The sequence below is a fragment of the Streptomyces sp. NPDC001985 genome (assembly GCF_040296845.1).
In the GTDB taxonomy this organism is placed as follows: domain Bacteria; phylum Actinomycetota; class Actinomycetes; order Streptomycetales; family Streptomycetaceae; genus Streptomyces.
On the sequence record NZ_JBEOYB010000010.1, the window covers coordinates 73,867 to 87,782 of the forward strand.

Below are 13,916 nucleotides of genomic sequence, written 5' to 3' on the forward strand. Positions count from 1 at the left end.
GGGGCTCAGTTGTCGCGCTTCTCCTTGATCTTCGCGGCCTTGCCGCGCAGCTCACGGAGGTAGTAGAGCTTGGCACGGCGGACGGCGCCACGGCTGACCAGCTCGATCTTCTCGAAGATCGGGCTGTGCACCGGGAAGGTCCGCTCGACACCGACGGAGAAGGACACCTTGCGGACCGTGAAGGTCTCGCTGACGCCCGCGCCCTGGCGGCGGATGACAACACCCTTGAACTGCTGGATACGGGAGCGGTTGCCCTCGATGACGCGAACGTGGACGTTCACGGTGTCACCGGGACGGAACGCGGGGACGTCGGACCGCAGCGATGCGGTGTTGACGGCGTCGAGCACGTGCGACATATTCGTCTGCTTTCTTCGCGATGCCACAGGTCATCAGCGGGAGAGATGATGAGATTCAGGGGGCCGTCGCGTCGGAGCGGGCGTCGTGTCCCCCTGTGGCAGGGGCGCACGCCGGACGCACGGCAGCGGCCTATTCTTCCACGGCCCGGGGTCTGCGCCAAAATCGGCCACCGGGCTCCGGGGCCCAGCCCAGGATCGAGAGGATCTCGCGGTCCTTCTTGTCGAGGGCGGCCGGGTCGCAGCGCTCGATCAGATCGGGCCGGTGGAGCGCGGTCCGGCGGAACGCCTCGTCGCGGCGCCAGCGGGCGATCTTCCCGTGGTGCCCGCTGACGAGCACATCGGGGATGGTCCGCCCGCGCCAGGACGGCGGCTTGGTGTAGACGGGGCCCTCCAGCAGATCGGCCATGGCCCCGGGGGCGAAGGAGTCGTCCCGGTGGGACTCGGCGTTGCCGAGGACACCGGGCAGCAGCCGGGCCACCGCCTCCGTGATCACCAGCACCGCGGCCTCGCCGCCGGCCAGTACGTAGTCCCCGATGGAGACCTCGTACACCGGCATCCGGGTGGCGTACTCGTCCATGACGCGGCGGTCGATGCCCTCGTAGCGGGCGGGGGCGAAGAGCAGCCAGGGCCGCTCCGCCAGCTCCACGGCCAGCTCCTGGGTGAAGGGCCGGCCACTGGGGGTGGGCACGACCAGGACCGGGCCGCCGGCGCCGGCCTCGTACCCGTCCGCGAGGGCGTCGTCCAGGGCCTCGCCCCAGGGGCCGGTCTTCATCACCATGCCCGGGCCCCCGCCGTAGGGGGTGTCGTCCACGGTGTTGTGCCGGTCGTGGGTCCAGTCGCGCAGATCGTGCACCCGGACGTCGAGCCGGCCGCTCGCGCGGGCCTTGCCGACGAGCGAGACATTCAGCGGTTCCAGGTACTCGGGGAAGATCGTGACGACATCCAGCCGCATCAGAGGCCGCCCTCGGCGTCCCGGCCCGGTGCCGCGTCCGAGGACGCCCCGGGGGCGGCACCGGGGTCCCCGGCGTCGCGCGCGGAGGCGATCTCGGCCCGGTCGTCGATGAGACCGGGCGGCGGGTCGATCACGGCCCGCTGCTCGTCCAGATCGATGCCGGTGACGATCTCCTCCACGAAGGGGATCAGCACCTCGCTGCCGTCCGGCCGCTCCACGATGAACAGATCCTGCGAGGGCAGATGGCTGATCTCGGTGATCCGGCCGACCTCGGTCCCGTCCGCGGTGACCACATCGAGGTCGATGAGCTGGTGGTCGTAGAACTCCTCGGGGTCCTCGGGGACCTCGTCGGGGTCCACATCGGCGATCAGCAGGGTGTTGCGCAGCGCCTCGGCGGCATTGCGGTCCCGTACGCCCGCGAAGCGCAGCAGCAGCCTGCCGCTGTGCACCCGGCCGGTCTCGATCGTCAGGGGGCCCGTGCCGGCCGGTTCGGTGGCCAGCACGGCCCCGGGCGCGAGCCGCTGCTCCGGCTCGTCGGTGCGGACCTCGACGGTGACCTCGCCCTTGATGCCATGGGCACGGCCGATCCGGGCGACTACCAACTGCACTTCGCACTCTCTCCTGTCATACGGCTCGGACGGCTCCTGTCACGACGGTCCGCCGGGACGACTACGGGCCGGGGACGGCCGGATGGCCCTCCCCGGCCCGAGCCGGTGTTCAACTGTTCAGCGGACCTGATCCACATCGACGAGGTCGACACGGATACCACGGCCGCCGATGGCGCCCACGACGGTGCGCAGAGCGCGGGCGGTACGGCCATTGCGGCCGATCACCTTGCCGAGGTCATCGGGGTGGACCCGAACCTCCAGCACGCGTCCGCGACGCAGGTTGCGCGAGGCGACCTGCACATCGTCCGGGTTGTCGACGATGCCCTTCACGAGGTGCTCGAGAGCCTCCTCGAGCATGCTCAGGCCTCGGTCGACTCGGTGGACGCAGCAGCCTCAGCCGCGTCGTCCGCCTTCTTGTCGGCCTTCTTCGCCTTCGGGGTGATGGCCTCACCCTTCGGCTCGCCGCCCTCAAGGGCCTTGGCGAACTCGTCGAACGCGGCGCGCTTGTCGGCCTTGGGCTCGGCCACGAGCAGCGGCGCCGGGGCCGGGAGGCCCTTGTGCTTCTGCCAGTCGCCGGTGAGCTTCAGGATCGCGAGAACCGGCTCGGTCGGCTGGGCGCCGACGGACAGCCAGTACTGCGCCCGCTCCGAGTCGACCTCGATGCGGGAGGGGTTCTGCACCGGGTGGTACAGGCCGATCTCCTCGATGGCCCGGCCGTCACGGCGGGTACGGGAGTCGGCGACGACGATGCGGTAGTGAGGCGAACGGATCTTGCCCAGACGCTTCAGCTTGATCTTGACTGCCACGGAAGTGGTGTCTCCTGGTCTTGACGTGGTTGGGCACAACGGGATGCCACGTGGGGTTGCGGTACTCGGGGTGCCCGATGGACGCGTCAGCCGGAGGAGAGAGGGGTCCTATGCGGCCGTCGAGTACAGCTGTCCATTGTGCCACACGCCGATGACGTGCTCTCCCCCGGTCCTGCGCCGCCCCCGTCAGGCGGCCGGCCCGGGGGTCAGCTCGCCGCGGCGACCGGCTCGGGGATACGGAACGGCTTGCCGCAGCCACCGCACACGATGGGGGCCTGGGCGAGGACCGATGGGACGACCCGCACATTGCGGCCGCAGTCGCAGACGGCCTTGACCCGCACACCGCCGCCCGAGGAGCCGTGCCGGGCGGCAGGTCCGCGGAAGGAGCGCTTGGTGTCGGAGGCCGTGGCGACCGTGTGCGCCTTGAGGGCGCGCTGGAGCCGCTCGATCGTGGGGCGGTAGCGGCGCTTGGCCTCGGGGCTGAGCACGACCAGCGAGAAGCCGCTGCTGGGGTGCGGCTCCTCGGCGTGGTCGAGACCCATCTCCTCGGCGATCGCCAGGAATCTGCGGTTGTGGTAACGGCCGGCGCGTGAGGTGTCGCGGACACCTCGCGCGGCGGCGATGCCGTGGACTGCTTCGTGGAGCAGTCGCTCGAAGGAGAGCTCGGCGCCGCAGGCGGACGACGACTCTCCGATCAGGGACTCGGGGGCGGCTAGATCTGGCAGCTCGGGGTGGTGCCGCTGAATATCGGCCCACGCCTGTGCCAGCTCTGCGGCGAGAACAGGTGGTGTCGTGCTCACGTCGTGATAACGAGCCGAACCGGCCCCGGGTTCCATTCCGGGGCATCCCAAATAATTTGCACGTACCCGTCAGTTGGCATTGATGCGCAACGAGGAGGGCGGGTACGAGGATCTGCGGAGAAGTCTCACAGCTCACACCAAGGTGGTACGTAACACCGCGCGCGTCTCCGTGGGGACACGGCTCCCCCGCACCCCCGTGCGCACCCGGCGCACGCCCCTGGCGCACCGCCCCCGGCAGCCGGCCCGGGAGGCTCCGTGCGATCCTCGCGACCCTACCCGGAGCCGGGGCGCCGGCGCCCCGGGCGCGGCGGGCTCAGGACAGCCGCCGGGCCGTCCGGGGGCACCCCTCGGCGGGCCCGGACGCACCTCTCAGCGGGGCCGGGGGCGCCCCTCGGCGGGCCCGGGGGGCTCCACTCAGCGGGTCCCTCGGAGACTCCGGGGCACCCCTCAGCGGGTGTCGTCCTTGGAGAGCCGGGTGATCCCCGCCGCGCGGTAGGCCGCCTCCTCCTCCAGGGTTTCGTGTTCCAGCAGCGCCCGGGCCAGCGCGTCGAGCCGGTCGCGGTTCTCCCGGAGCCGGCGGCAGGCGCTCTCGTAGCACTCGTCCACGATCCGGCGCATCTCGTGGTCCACCGCGTCCAGGGTGGCGGGCGCCGCGGAGAGCCCGTACGGCACCTGGGCGTCCCCGGGGATCGCGGTCAGCCGCCCGACCCGCTCGCTCATCCCCCAGCGGCCCGCCATCCCCCGGGCCAGCGCGGTCACCTGCTCCAGATCGCTCTCCGCGCCCGTGGTGACCATGCCGAAGACCACGTGCTCGGCCGCCATCCCGCCGAGGGCGCCGATGATCCGGCCGCGCAGGTACTCCTCGGTGTGGGCGTACTTGTCGGCGTCGGGGGTGGAGAGGGTGACACCGAGCGCCCGGCCGCGCGGCACGATGGTGACCTTGCGGACCGGGTCCGCGCCCGGCTGGAGCATCCCGAGGAGGGCGTGGCCGCTCTCGTGGTAGGCGGTGCGGCGGCGGTCCTCCTCCGCCAGGACGAGGGGGCGTTCCGCGCCGAGCTGGACCTTCTCCAGCGCGGTCGAGAGATCCGCCTGGGTGACCTCCGACTGCCCGCGCTTGACGGCGACCAGGGCGGCCTCGTTGGCGAGGTTGGCCAGATCGGCGCCGGTCATCCCGGGGGTGGCACGGGCCACCGGGGCCAGCTCCACCCCGGGCGCGAGCGGGATCTCCCGGGTGTGGATGCGCAGGATCGCCTCCCGCCCCGCCCGGTCGGGCGGGGATACCTGGACGACGCGGTCGAAGCGGCCGGGCCGGGTCAGCGCGGGGTCGAGCACATCGGCGCGATTGGTCGCCGCCAGCACGATCACCCCTTCCGAGCCGGTGAAACCATCCATTTCGGTGAGAATCTGATTGAGGGTCTGCTCGCGCTCGTCATGGCCGCCGAGCCCGCCCCCTCCGCCGCGCGCCCGGCCGATGGTGTCGATCTCGTCGATGAAGACGATGGCGGGGGCGACCTTGCGCGCCTCGGCGAACAGCTCCCGCACCCGGCCCGCTCCGACGCCGACGATCATCTCGATGAACTCGGACGCCGAGGCCGAGAAGAAGGGCACCCCGGCCTCTCCGGCCACCGCACGGGCCAGCAGGGTCTTGCCGGTGCCCGGCGGCCCGGCGAGGAGCACCCCGCCCGGCATCCGGGCGCCCATCCTCCGGTAGGGCTCCGGGTTCCTCAGGAAGTCCACGACATCGTTGAGCTCGCCCTCCACCTCGTCGATCCCGGCGACGTCCGCGAAGGTGGTGCGCCCGCCCTCGGTCACCTCGACGGGCTTCGGCGGCGGCTTGCGGCTCAGCGCGCCGCCGCCGAGACCCGCGCCCATCCGGCGGGCGATGAACACCCACAGCAGGACCAGCAGCAGCATCGGCGCGAGGGCGATCAGCAGATTGACGAGAAAGCTGCGCTGCTGGACGACCGGCTCGGCCGTGACGGTGACCTGCTTCTCGGTCAGTTCGCTCCAGAGCCTGTCATCGGCGAAGGCGGGCCGCTGGGTGGTGAACTTGGTGTAGTCGCCCTTCTTGTCGCCGGGGACGGGGGCCTTCTTCTTGAGCTGCCCCTGGATGGCGTCGCCCTTGGAGTAGATCTTGGAGACATTGCCGGCGTCGACCTGCTTGCTGAACTCGGTGTACGAGATGGTGGGCTCGTCGCCCTCGCCGAAGAGCGAGAGCACCAGGTTGGCGATCAGATAGACCACCAGCGCCGTGAGGATCAGCCCGCCCCAGCCGCCGGGCATCCGCTTCCGCGGCGGCTCGGGCGGTGGCGCGCCCTCGGAGCGCCAGGGCTTGTCCGGGGTGCGGCGCGGCGGCGCGGCATTGCTCATATCCGGACGTTAAGCCAGAAAAACGGTGTCGGCACCCGCGCGTGTGCGGGTGCCGGCACCGTCGTGCGTACCGGCCGCGCCCGCCCGGGAGACGGTCCGGACGGGGGTGCGGGGAGGGCTCAGCCCATGAACTTCTTGAACTCGTCCGGCAGCTCGAAGTCCTTGTCCTGGGCTCCGGCGGGCAGGCCGAAGGCGCCGCCGGCCGCGGCCTGCTCCCGGCGGACCGCCGCGGCCTGCTCCTCGGCCTTGCGCTTCATCGGGTTGCCGCTCTTGCGCTTGCCCTTGGCCTGCTTGACCTGCTTCTTCTGACGGCCGGGGCCACCCCCCATACCGGGAATCCCCGGCATCCCGGGCATTCCACCGCCCTGGGCCATCCGCGACATCATCTTGCGGGCCTCGAAGAACCGCTCGACCAGGCTCTTGACCGCGCTGACCTCGACGCCCGAGCCCTTGGCGATACGGGCCCGGCGCGAGCCGTTGATGATGGTCGGCTCATGCCGCTCGGCCGGGGTCATCGACTTGATGATCGCGGCGGTACGGTCCACATCGCGCTCGTCGATGCTGTTGATCTGGTCCTTCATCTGGGCCATGCCGGGCAGCATGCCGAGCAGCTTGGAGATGGAGCCCATCTTCCTGACCTGCTCCATCTGCGCCAGGAAGTCGTCGAGCGTGAAGTCCTTGCCCTTGCTGCTCGCCAGCTTGGAGGCCATTTTGGCGGCCTCTTCCTGGCTGAAGGTCTGCTCGGCCTTCTCGATCAGCGAGAGCACATCGCCCATGCCGAGGATGCGGGACGCCATGCGGTCCGGGTGGAACGCGTCGAAGTCGTCCAGCTTCTCGCCGTTGGAGGCGAACATGATCTGGCGGCCGGTGACATGCGCGATGGAGAGCGCGGCACCGCCGCGGGCGTCGCCGTCGAGCTTGGAGAGGACCACACCGTCGAAGCCGACGCCGTCGCGGAAGGCCTCGGCGGTGTTGACCGCGTCCTGGCCGATCATGGCGTCGACGACGAAGAGGATCTCGTCCGGGCTGACCGCGTCGCGGATGTCCGCGGCCTGCCGCATCAGCTCCTGGTCGATGCCGAGACGGCCGGCGGTGTCGACCACGACCACGTCGTGGACCTTGGTTTTGGCGTACTCGATGGAGTCCTTGGCGACCTGCACCGGGTCACCGACGCCGTTGCCGGGCTGGGGCGCGTAGACCGCGACTCCGGCGCGCTCGGCGACGACGGAGAGCTGGTTGACGGCGTTGGGGCGCTGGAGGTCACAGGCGACGAGCAGCGGGGAGTGGCCCTGGCTCTTGAGCCAGCGGCCGAGCTTGCCGGCGAGGGTGGTCTTACCGGCGCCCTGGAGACCGGCGAGCATGATCACGGTCGGCGGCTGCTTGGCGAACCGGAGCCGGCGGGTCTCACCGCCGAGGATGCCGACGAGCTCCTCGTTGACGATCTTGATGACCTGCTGCGAGGGGTTGAGGGCCTTGGAGACCTCGGCGCCCCGGGCCCGCTCCTTGACGTTCGCGATGAAGGCCCGGACGACGGGGAGGGCGACATCGGCCTCCAGCAGGGCGATACGGATTTCCCGGGCCGCGCCGTCGATGTCCGCCTCGCTGAGGCGCCCCTTGCCCCGCAAGGTCTTGAAGGTATTCGCCAAGCGGTCGGAGAGAGTATCGAACACGGCGCTCGTCGGTCCTCAGAGTCGGGGGCAGGGAATCGTCCTCCAGGGTATCCGGCCGCGCGGAGTGCGTGACCTCGCCGTCGCGGATCGGCGCGGATCGGTCACGGACGCGGGCGCCGACCGGGCCGCCCGGCACCGCTTCCCGGCACCGTTTCCCCTCACCCGAGCGCCGCCTCCAGCGCGCGGGCGAGCCCAGCGGCCTCGGGCGCGGGCAGCGGGAGCCCGTCGGGGGAGGTCACGTAGAAGGCGTCCACCGCGTTGGCGCCGAGCGTGGAGACATGGGCGCTGCGCACCCGTACCCCCGCTCCGTCCAGGGCGTGGCCGATGCGGTGCAGCAGTCCGGGGGCGTCCTGGGCGCGGACCTCGATCACGGTGGCGTGGCGGGAGGCGCCGGCGGGGGCGACGGTGACCCGGGGCGGCGGGGCCGGGGCGCACCGGCGGCGCGGGGCGGCGGCGTCCCGCTCGGCCAGCCGGGCGGGGATGTCCAGGGAGCCGTCCAGCGCGCGGACGAGGTCGGCGCGGAGCCTGGCCTCCTGCGGCAGCGCGCCGTAGGCGGCGGCGACCCGCCAGTTCAGTACGAGGACGGTCCCCGCGCCCGCCCCGCCGGCCGGCTCGGCGGGGCCCGGCTCCACCGGCAGCTCCACCGCGCGCAGCTCGGCGGCGCGGACGGTGAGCCGGTGCAGGGCGAGGACTCCGGCGACGGCGGGCAGGATGCCCGCCGTCTCGGGCAGCGCGATCAGCAGTTCGACGCCGACCGGGTCGGGGCCGCTCTCCCCGGGGCCGTCCGCGGGCCCGTCGGCTCGGGCGCGCAGCGTGAGGACCGGGCCGGCGGTCCGCAGCGCCTCGCCCGCGAGCCGCTCCTGTTCGGCGCTGGGGGCGGCGGGCCCCGGCGCCTCGGCGGCCCGCCCGGCCAGCACGGCGGCGACCCGGGCGGTCAGCTCGGCGACGAGGGAGCCGCGCCAGGCGGACCAGGCGGCCGGTCCGGTGGCGAGGGCGTCCGCCTCGGTGAGGGCGTGCAGCAGCTCCAGGGTGGACCGGTCGCCGACGGCGGCGGCGACCGCCTCCAGGGTCGCCGGGTCGTCCAGATCGCGCCGGGTCGCCGTCTCGGCGAGCAGCAGATGGTGGCGTACGAGCGTGGCGACGACGGCGACATCGGCGGGCTCGAAACCGAACCGGGTGGCCAGGTCCCGGGCGATGGTCTCGCCGGTGACGCTGTGGTCGCCGGGCCAGCCCTTGCCGATGTCGTGGAGGACCGCGGCGACGAGCAGCAGATCGGGGCGGCCGACCCGGCGGGTGAGCGCGGCGGCGCGGACGGCGGTCTCGACGAGATGGCGGTCGACGGTCCAGGTGTGGACGGCGTTGCGCTGGGGGCGGCAGCGCACCCGCTCCCAGTCGGGGACGAGCCGGGTGATCAGCCCCTCGGCCTCCAGCGCCTCCCAGACGGCGATGGTGGGCTCGCCGGCGCCGAGCAGGGTCACGAACTCCTCGCGGGCCTCGGCGGGCCACGGTGCGGGCAGCGCGGCGGCGGTGGCCGCGAGGTGCCGCACGGCGTGCGGGGAGAGCGGGAGGCCCGCCTGCGCCGCCGCGCCGGCGGCCCGCAGCACCAGCACGGGGTCGCGCTCGGGCCGGGCGGTGCGGGCGAGCACCGCCTCGCCGTCCTGCTCCACGACCCCCTCGGCGAGCGGGGTGCGCTCGGGTTCGGCCCGGCCGCGCCCGCCGAACACGGCGCGCAGCCGGGGACGGACGGAGCGGGCCCGCAGCACCCGGTGGACCTCGCGCCAGGTGATGTCGGTGGCGTACGAGATGGTCCGCGCGGCCTCGTACACCTGGCGCAGCAGGGCGTCGGCGTCGAGCAGGCCCAGTTCGGCGGCGACCTGGTCCTGTTCCTGGAGGGCGAGCCGGTCGGTGGCCCGGCCGGTGGTGAGGTGGAGGGCGTCGCGGGCGTCGAGCAGGGTGCGGCGGGCCGCGTCGAGACCCGCGCGGGGCGCGTCGGCGAGCCAGGAGGCGGCGACCGCGCGCAGCGCGGTGGCGTCGCGGAGGCCGCCGCGCGCCTCCTTGAGGTCGGGTTCCAGGAGAAAGCGCAGCTCGCCCTGGCGTTCGGCGCGCTCGCGGCAGAGGGCGCCGAGTTCGGGGAGCCGGGACGGGGCCTGGTTGCGCCAGTCGGCGAGTACGGCGGTGCGCAGCGCGGCGACCAGTCCGAGGTCCCCGGCGACCGGGCGGGCGTCGAGCAGTCCGAGCTGGGCCCGGAGGTCCTGGGCCGCGGTCCTGCGGGCCTCGGCGGGGGTGCGCACGGAGTGGTCGAGCGCGAGCCCGAGGTCCCAGACCGGGTACCAGAGGCGGTCGGCGAGCGCGGCGACATCGGCGGGGCGGGCGGAGCCGTCGTGGAGCAGCAGCAGATCGAGGTCGCTGCGGGGGGAGAGTTCGCCGCGCCCGTAGCCGCCGACGGCGACCAGGGCGGCGCCCCGGAGGGAGCCGGCCCGGCAGGCGGCGGTGAAGAGCGCGGCGAGCCATTGGTCGGTCAGGGCGGCGAGCGCGGCCCGGCGCGGCGGCCCGGCGTCTCCCTTCTCCTGGAGGAGGGAGAGCCGGGCCGCCGCGTAGCCGCTGGGCCCCGGGTCGTCCGCCTCGGTCATCGTCTGGGGCATCGACACCGGACCGGCCTTTCTTCGAGCGCTGTACGGGCTGTGCACGGGGTGCGGGGCGGGCCGCCGCTACAGGGCGTCGGGGCCGCGCTCCCCGGTGCGGACCCGCACGGCGGTGTCCACGGGAACGGACCAGACCTTCCCGTCCCCGATCTTCCCGGTGCGGGCCGCCTTGACGATCACTTCGATCAGCTCGTCGGCGTCGTCCTCCTCGACCAGGACCTCGATACGGATCTTGGGCACGAGGTCGACGGTGTACTCGGCTCCCCGGTAGACCTCGGTGTGGCCGCGCTGGCGGCCGTATCCGCTGGCCTCGGTGACGGTGAGGCCCTGGACCCCGAAGGACTGGAGCGCCTCCTTGATCTCGTCGAGCCGGTGCGGCTTGACGACGGCGGTGATGAGCTTCATGCGTCCACCTTCTTGTTCTGGGCGGCTGCCACCGCCCGGATCTCACCGGGAGCGGGCAGGGCCTCGCGGCTGCCGGTGCCGCCGCCCGCGCCGCTGAAGTCGTAGGCGGTCTCGGCGTGTTCGTGCCGGTCGATGCCGGAGACCTCGATGTCCTCGTCCACCCGCATGCCCATCGTCCGGTCGAGCACGAGGGCGAGGAGGGCGGAGACCACCAGAGAGTAGGCGAGCACCGAGAAGACTCCGACGGCCTGCTTGCCGAGCTGTTCGAGACCGCCGCCGTAGAAGAGGCCCCTGGCGTCGGACTGGACGCCTCCGGTGGCGAAGAAGCCGACGAGGAGGGAGCCGGCGACACCGCCGACGAGGTGGACGCCGACGACGTCGAGGGAGTCGTCGTAGCCGAACCGGAACTTGAGCCCGACGGCCATGGCGCAGAGCACCCCGGCGATCGCGCCGATGGCGATGGCCCCGAGCGGGGAGCAGGAGCCGCCGGCCGGGGTGATGGCGACCAGGCCCGCGACCGCGCCGGAGGCGGCGCCGAGGGTGGTGCAGGCGCCGTGCCGGAGCTTCTCGTACACCAGCCAGGAGAGCATCGCGGCGGCGGTGGCGACCTGGGTGTTGACGAACATCACCGCGCCGACGCCGTCGTCGTTGCCGAGCCAGGAGCCGGCGTTGAAGCCGAACCAGCCGAACCAGAGCAGTGCGGCGCCGAGCATCACGAGAGGCAGGCTGTGCGGACGCATCGGGTCCTTCTTGAAGCCGACGCGCCTGCCGATGACCAGGATGACGCCGAGGGCGGCGGCGCCGGCGTTGATGTGGACGGCGGTGCCGCCGGCGAAGTCGATGACGCCCATCTCGAAGAGCCAGCCGCCGGAGCCCCAGACCCAGTGGGCGACGGGGAAGTAGACCGCGGTGGCCCACAGGGTGATGAAGAGGGCCCAGGCGGAGAACTTGACCCGGTCGGCGAGGGCGCCGCTGATCAGCGCGGGGGTGATGACCGCGAACATCAGCTGGAAGACGGCGAAGACATAGACGGGGATGGTGTAGCCGTCCCACAGCTCGGTGATGCCGATGCCGCTGAGGCCCACATAGTCGCCGGACCAGCCGATGAGGGAGCCGTGGTCGGTGCCGAAGGCGAGGCTGAAGCCGTAGAGCACCCAGAGGATGGTGACGATGCCGAGGCTGACGAAGCTCATCATCAGCATGTTGAGGGTGGACTTGACGCGGACCATGCCTCCGTAGAAGAAGGCGAGGCCGGGGGTCATCAGCATGACCAGCGCTGAGCAGATGAGCATGAAGCCGGTGTTGGCGGCAGACCAGGTCGGGGCGTCTGCGGCTAGCGTCGAGATGCCTGAGGGCATCGGCGTCTCCTCGTCGTCGGTGCGGCCTCGTGCGGGCGGAGCCTGAGCGGTTCGGGCGGGGGCCTGAGCGGATCGGGCGGCGGGCCGGTTATGGGCCCTGAGATTGACGCAGCACGGTTTCGGCCAACGCTGCCCGATGTTTCACCGCAGTGACGAAGAGCCGCCGTGTGTTACACGGCCATGAACGCGGGATGCGGGGGCGGGTCCGCGGGGGAAGACGGAAACCGGCCGCGACGCTCCCCGATGACCAGGCACGGGGGAGCCGAGTCGAACGGTTCGGGGTGGCGTCGCGGCCGGGGTCGGGGGGCGGGACCGCCGGGTCGGGCGGCGGCCCCGCCGGTCAAGGGATTTCCTTCGGATCGTGCGGGGCTCGCGAGCCCCGCGCGATCCGAAGGAGACGGCCTAGACGGCCTCCGCGGTCTCGGGGAGCTGGGCGGTGAGCAGATCGGTGAAGTGGGCCACATCGGCCACATCGCCGAAGTCCCGGGCCGCGGTGTCCACGGTCTTGCGCAGCCGGGTGTTGACCCGCTCGGAGCGGACCCGCTTGGCGACGCCGAGGGCCTGGGAGGCCAGCTGGGTGGCCTGCTCCGGCTCCCGTTGCAGCAGATGGACGGTGGCCATGCCGATCAGGTTGAGCGCGTACGACCGCTGGTGCACCGGGTCCTGCTCGAAGAGCCGCACGGCCCGGGCCATGACGGGCTCGGCGAGGGAGGAGTAGGTGGGGCTGCGGCCGGCCACATAGGCGAGGTCGCGGTAGGAGTGGGCGTTCTCGGCGTTCAGTTCGGCCTCGGAGAAGAAGCGGATCCAGTCGGGCTCGGGCTCGCCGTCGATCCCCGCGTCGGCGAAGGAGTCCTCGGCCATCCGGACGGCCCTTTTGCACTTGCTCGGCTGGCCCATGGTGGCGTAGGCGCGGGCCTCCATCGCATACAGCATCGCCTGGGTGCGGGCGGTGGCGCAGTCGCGGCTGCCGTACTGCGCGAGGTGGATCAGCTCCAGCGCGTCCTCCGGGCGGCCCAGATGGATCATCTGGCGGCTCATGGAGGAGAGGATGTACGAGCCGAGGGGCTTGTCACCGGCTTCCTTGGCGGCGTGCAGCGCGAGCACGAAGTACTTCTGGGCGGTGGGCTGGAGCCCCACGTCGTAGCTCATCCAGCCGGCCAGCTGAGCCAGTTCGGCGGCGCAGACGAAGAGCCGGCGGCGGGTGGCCTCCGGGTGCGGCTCCTGGAGCAGATCGGTGACCTCGTGGAGCTGGCCGACGACCGCCTTGCGCCGCAGCCCGCCGCCGCACTGCGCGTCCCACTCGCGGAACATCGAGGTGGTGGACTCCAGCAGCTCCAGCTCGGGCCGGGAGAGCCGGGAGGGCCGGGGCAGGGCGGCGGGTTCGGGCGCCGGGGCGCCGCCCGGGGCGGGCACCAGCCACCGCTGCATGGGCTCCACCAGGGCGGGTCCCGCGGCCAGCGCCAGTGAGGTGCCGAGGAAGCCGCGCCTGGCGAGCATCAGATCGCTGCGGGAGAACTCGCTCAGCAGGGTGACGGTCTGCGGCCCGGCCCAGGGGAGGTCGACCCCGGAGACCGAGGGCGACTGGTGTGCCGTGCGCAGCCCCAGGTCCTCGATGGCGACGACCGTGCCGAACCGTTCGGAGAACAGCTCGGAGAGGATGCGCGGGATCGGCTCGCGCGGCTGCTCGCCGTCGAGCCAGCGGCGCACCCGCGAGGTGTCGGTGCTGATGTGGTGGGCGCCCAGCTCGCGCGCCCGGCGGTTGACCTGGCGGGCCAGCTCGCCCTTGGACCAGCCGCTGCGCAGGAACCATGAGCCCAGCCGCTCGTTCGGGCGCTTGCCGGTACTCGCACGCGTACCGGCGCCGCTGCCGTCCACTGGAATGCCCCCATCCGTCACACCCTGAAGAACCGGGGCCGCTGTCCGCCCCTCGCCCTGACTGCCGCTCTGCA

12 protein-coding genes are annotated in these 13,916 nt (G+C 72.6%); all 12 read right to left on the minus strand.

Annotated features, from left to right (window positions below; genetic code table 11):
* Positions 1 to 5: 5 nt before the first annotated feature.
* Positions 6 to 356, minus strand: coding sequence for a 50S ribosomal protein L19 (rplS, locus tag ABT122_RS06735; protein WP_351546412.1), 351 nt, complete (start codon positions 354 to 356; stop codon positions 6 to 8).
* 130 nt (positions 357 to 486) lie between these two features.
* Positions 487 to 1,308: a tRNA (guanosine(37)-N1)-methyltransferase TrmD gene (gene trmD, locus ABT122_RS06740; protein ID WP_351546415.1), complete on the minus strand. Its 822-nt coding sequence runs from the start codon at positions 1,306 to 1,308 to the stop codon at positions 487 to 489.
* On the minus strand, positions 1,308 to 1,916 hold the full coding sequence (rimM, locus tag ABT122_RS06745; protein WP_351546418.1) for a ribosome maturation factor RimM: 609 nt from the start codon (positions 1,914 to 1,916) through the stop codon (positions 1,308 to 1,310). The genes trmD and rimM overlap by 1 nt, the downstream gene beginning before the upstream one ends.
* A gap of 117 nt (positions 1,917 to 2,033) precedes the next feature.
* Positions 2,034 to 2,273, minus strand: a complete 240-nt coding sequence (locus ABT122_RS06750) for an RNA-binding protein (RefSeq protein ID WP_005311361.1) — start codon at positions 2,271 to 2,273, stop codon at positions 2,034 to 2,036.
* Between the two features lie 2 nt (positions 2,274 to 2,275).
* Positions 2,276 to 2,722, minus strand: coding sequence for a 30S ribosomal protein S16 (rpsP, locus tag ABT122_RS06755; protein WP_351546421.1), 447 nt, complete (start codon positions 2,720 to 2,722; stop codon positions 2,276 to 2,278).
* A 206-nt stretch (positions 2,723 to 2,928) separates the two neighbouring features.
* Positions 2,929 to 3,522, minus strand: a complete 594-nt coding sequence (locus ABT122_RS06760) for a hypothetical protein (RefSeq protein ID WP_351546424.1) — start codon at positions 3,520 to 3,522, stop codon at positions 2,929 to 2,931.
* Positions 3,523 to 3,969: 447 nt separating this feature from the next.
* Positions 3,970 to 5,892: an ATP-dependent zinc metalloprotease FtsH gene (gene ftsH / locus ABT122_RS06765; RefSeq protein WP_351546427.1), complete on the minus strand. Its 1,923-nt coding sequence runs from the start codon at positions 5,890 to 5,892 to the stop codon at positions 3,970 to 3,972.
* A 119-nt stretch (positions 5,893 to 6,011) separates the two neighbouring features.
* Positions 6,012 to 7,562, minus strand: coding sequence for a signal recognition particle protein (gene ffh, locus ABT122_RS06770; protein ID WP_351546430.1), 1,551 nt, complete (start codon positions 7,560 to 7,562; stop codon positions 6,012 to 6,014).
* 158 nt (positions 7,563 to 7,720) lie between these two features.
* Positions 7,721 to 10,204 carry a [protein-PII] uridylyltransferase gene (locus tag ABT122_RS06775; RefSeq protein ID WP_351546541.1) on the minus strand — a complete coding sequence of 828 codons (2,484 nt, stop codon included), beginning with the start codon at positions 10,202 to 10,204 and terminating at the stop codon, positions 7,721 to 7,723.
* Between the two features lie 66 nt (positions 10,205 to 10,270).
* Positions 10,271 to 10,609 carry a P-II family nitrogen regulator gene (locus tag ABT122_RS06780; protein WP_351546433.1) on the minus strand — a complete coding sequence of 113 codons (339 nt, stop codon included), beginning with the start codon at positions 10,607 to 10,609 and terminating at the stop codon, positions 10,271 to 10,273.
* Positions 10,606 to 11,967, minus strand: coding sequence for an ammonium transporter (locus ABT122_RS06785; protein ID WP_351546436.1), 1,362 nt, complete (start codon positions 11,965 to 11,967; stop codon positions 10,606 to 10,608). Before ABT122_RS06785 ends, ABT122_RS06780 begins: the two co-directional genes overlap by 4 nt.
* A gap of 402 nt (positions 11,968 to 12,369) precedes the next feature.
* On the minus strand, positions 12,370 to 13,842 hold the full coding sequence (gene nsdA / locus ABT122_RS06790; protein ID WP_351546439.1) for a transcriptional repressor NsdA: 1,473 nt from the start codon (positions 13,840 to 13,842) through the stop codon (positions 12,370 to 12,372).
* Positions 13,843 to 13,916: the final 74 nt, after the last annotated feature.

Coding starts and splice junctions, on each gene's coding strand:
- rplS (WP_351546412.1), bottom strand. CDS start 356: ATGTCGCACGTGCTCGACGCCGTCAACACCGCATCGCTGCGGTCCGAC.
- trmD (WP_351546415.1), bottom strand. CDS start 1,308: ATGCGGCTGGATGTCGTCACGATCTTCCCCGAGTACCTGGAACCGCTG.
- ABT122_RS06750 (WP_005311361.1), bottom strand. CDS start 2,273: ATGCTCGAGGAGGCTCTCGAGCACCTCGTGAAGGGCATCGTCGACAAC.
- ftsH (WP_351546427.1), bottom strand. CDS start 5,892: ATGAGCAATGCCGCGCCGCCGCGCCGCACCCCGGACAAGCCCTGGCGC.
- ABT122_RS06775 (WP_351546541.1), bottom strand. CDS start 10,204: ATGCCCCAGACGATGACCGAGGCGGACGACCCGGGGCCCAGCGGCTAC.
- ABT122_RS06780 (WP_351546433.1), bottom strand. CDS start 10,609: ATGAAGCTCATCACCGCCGTCGTCAAGCCGCACCGGCTCGACGAGATC.
- ABT122_RS06785 (WP_351546436.1), bottom strand. CDS start 11,967: ATGCCCTCAGGCATCTCGACGCTAGCCGCAGACGCCCCGACCTGGTCT.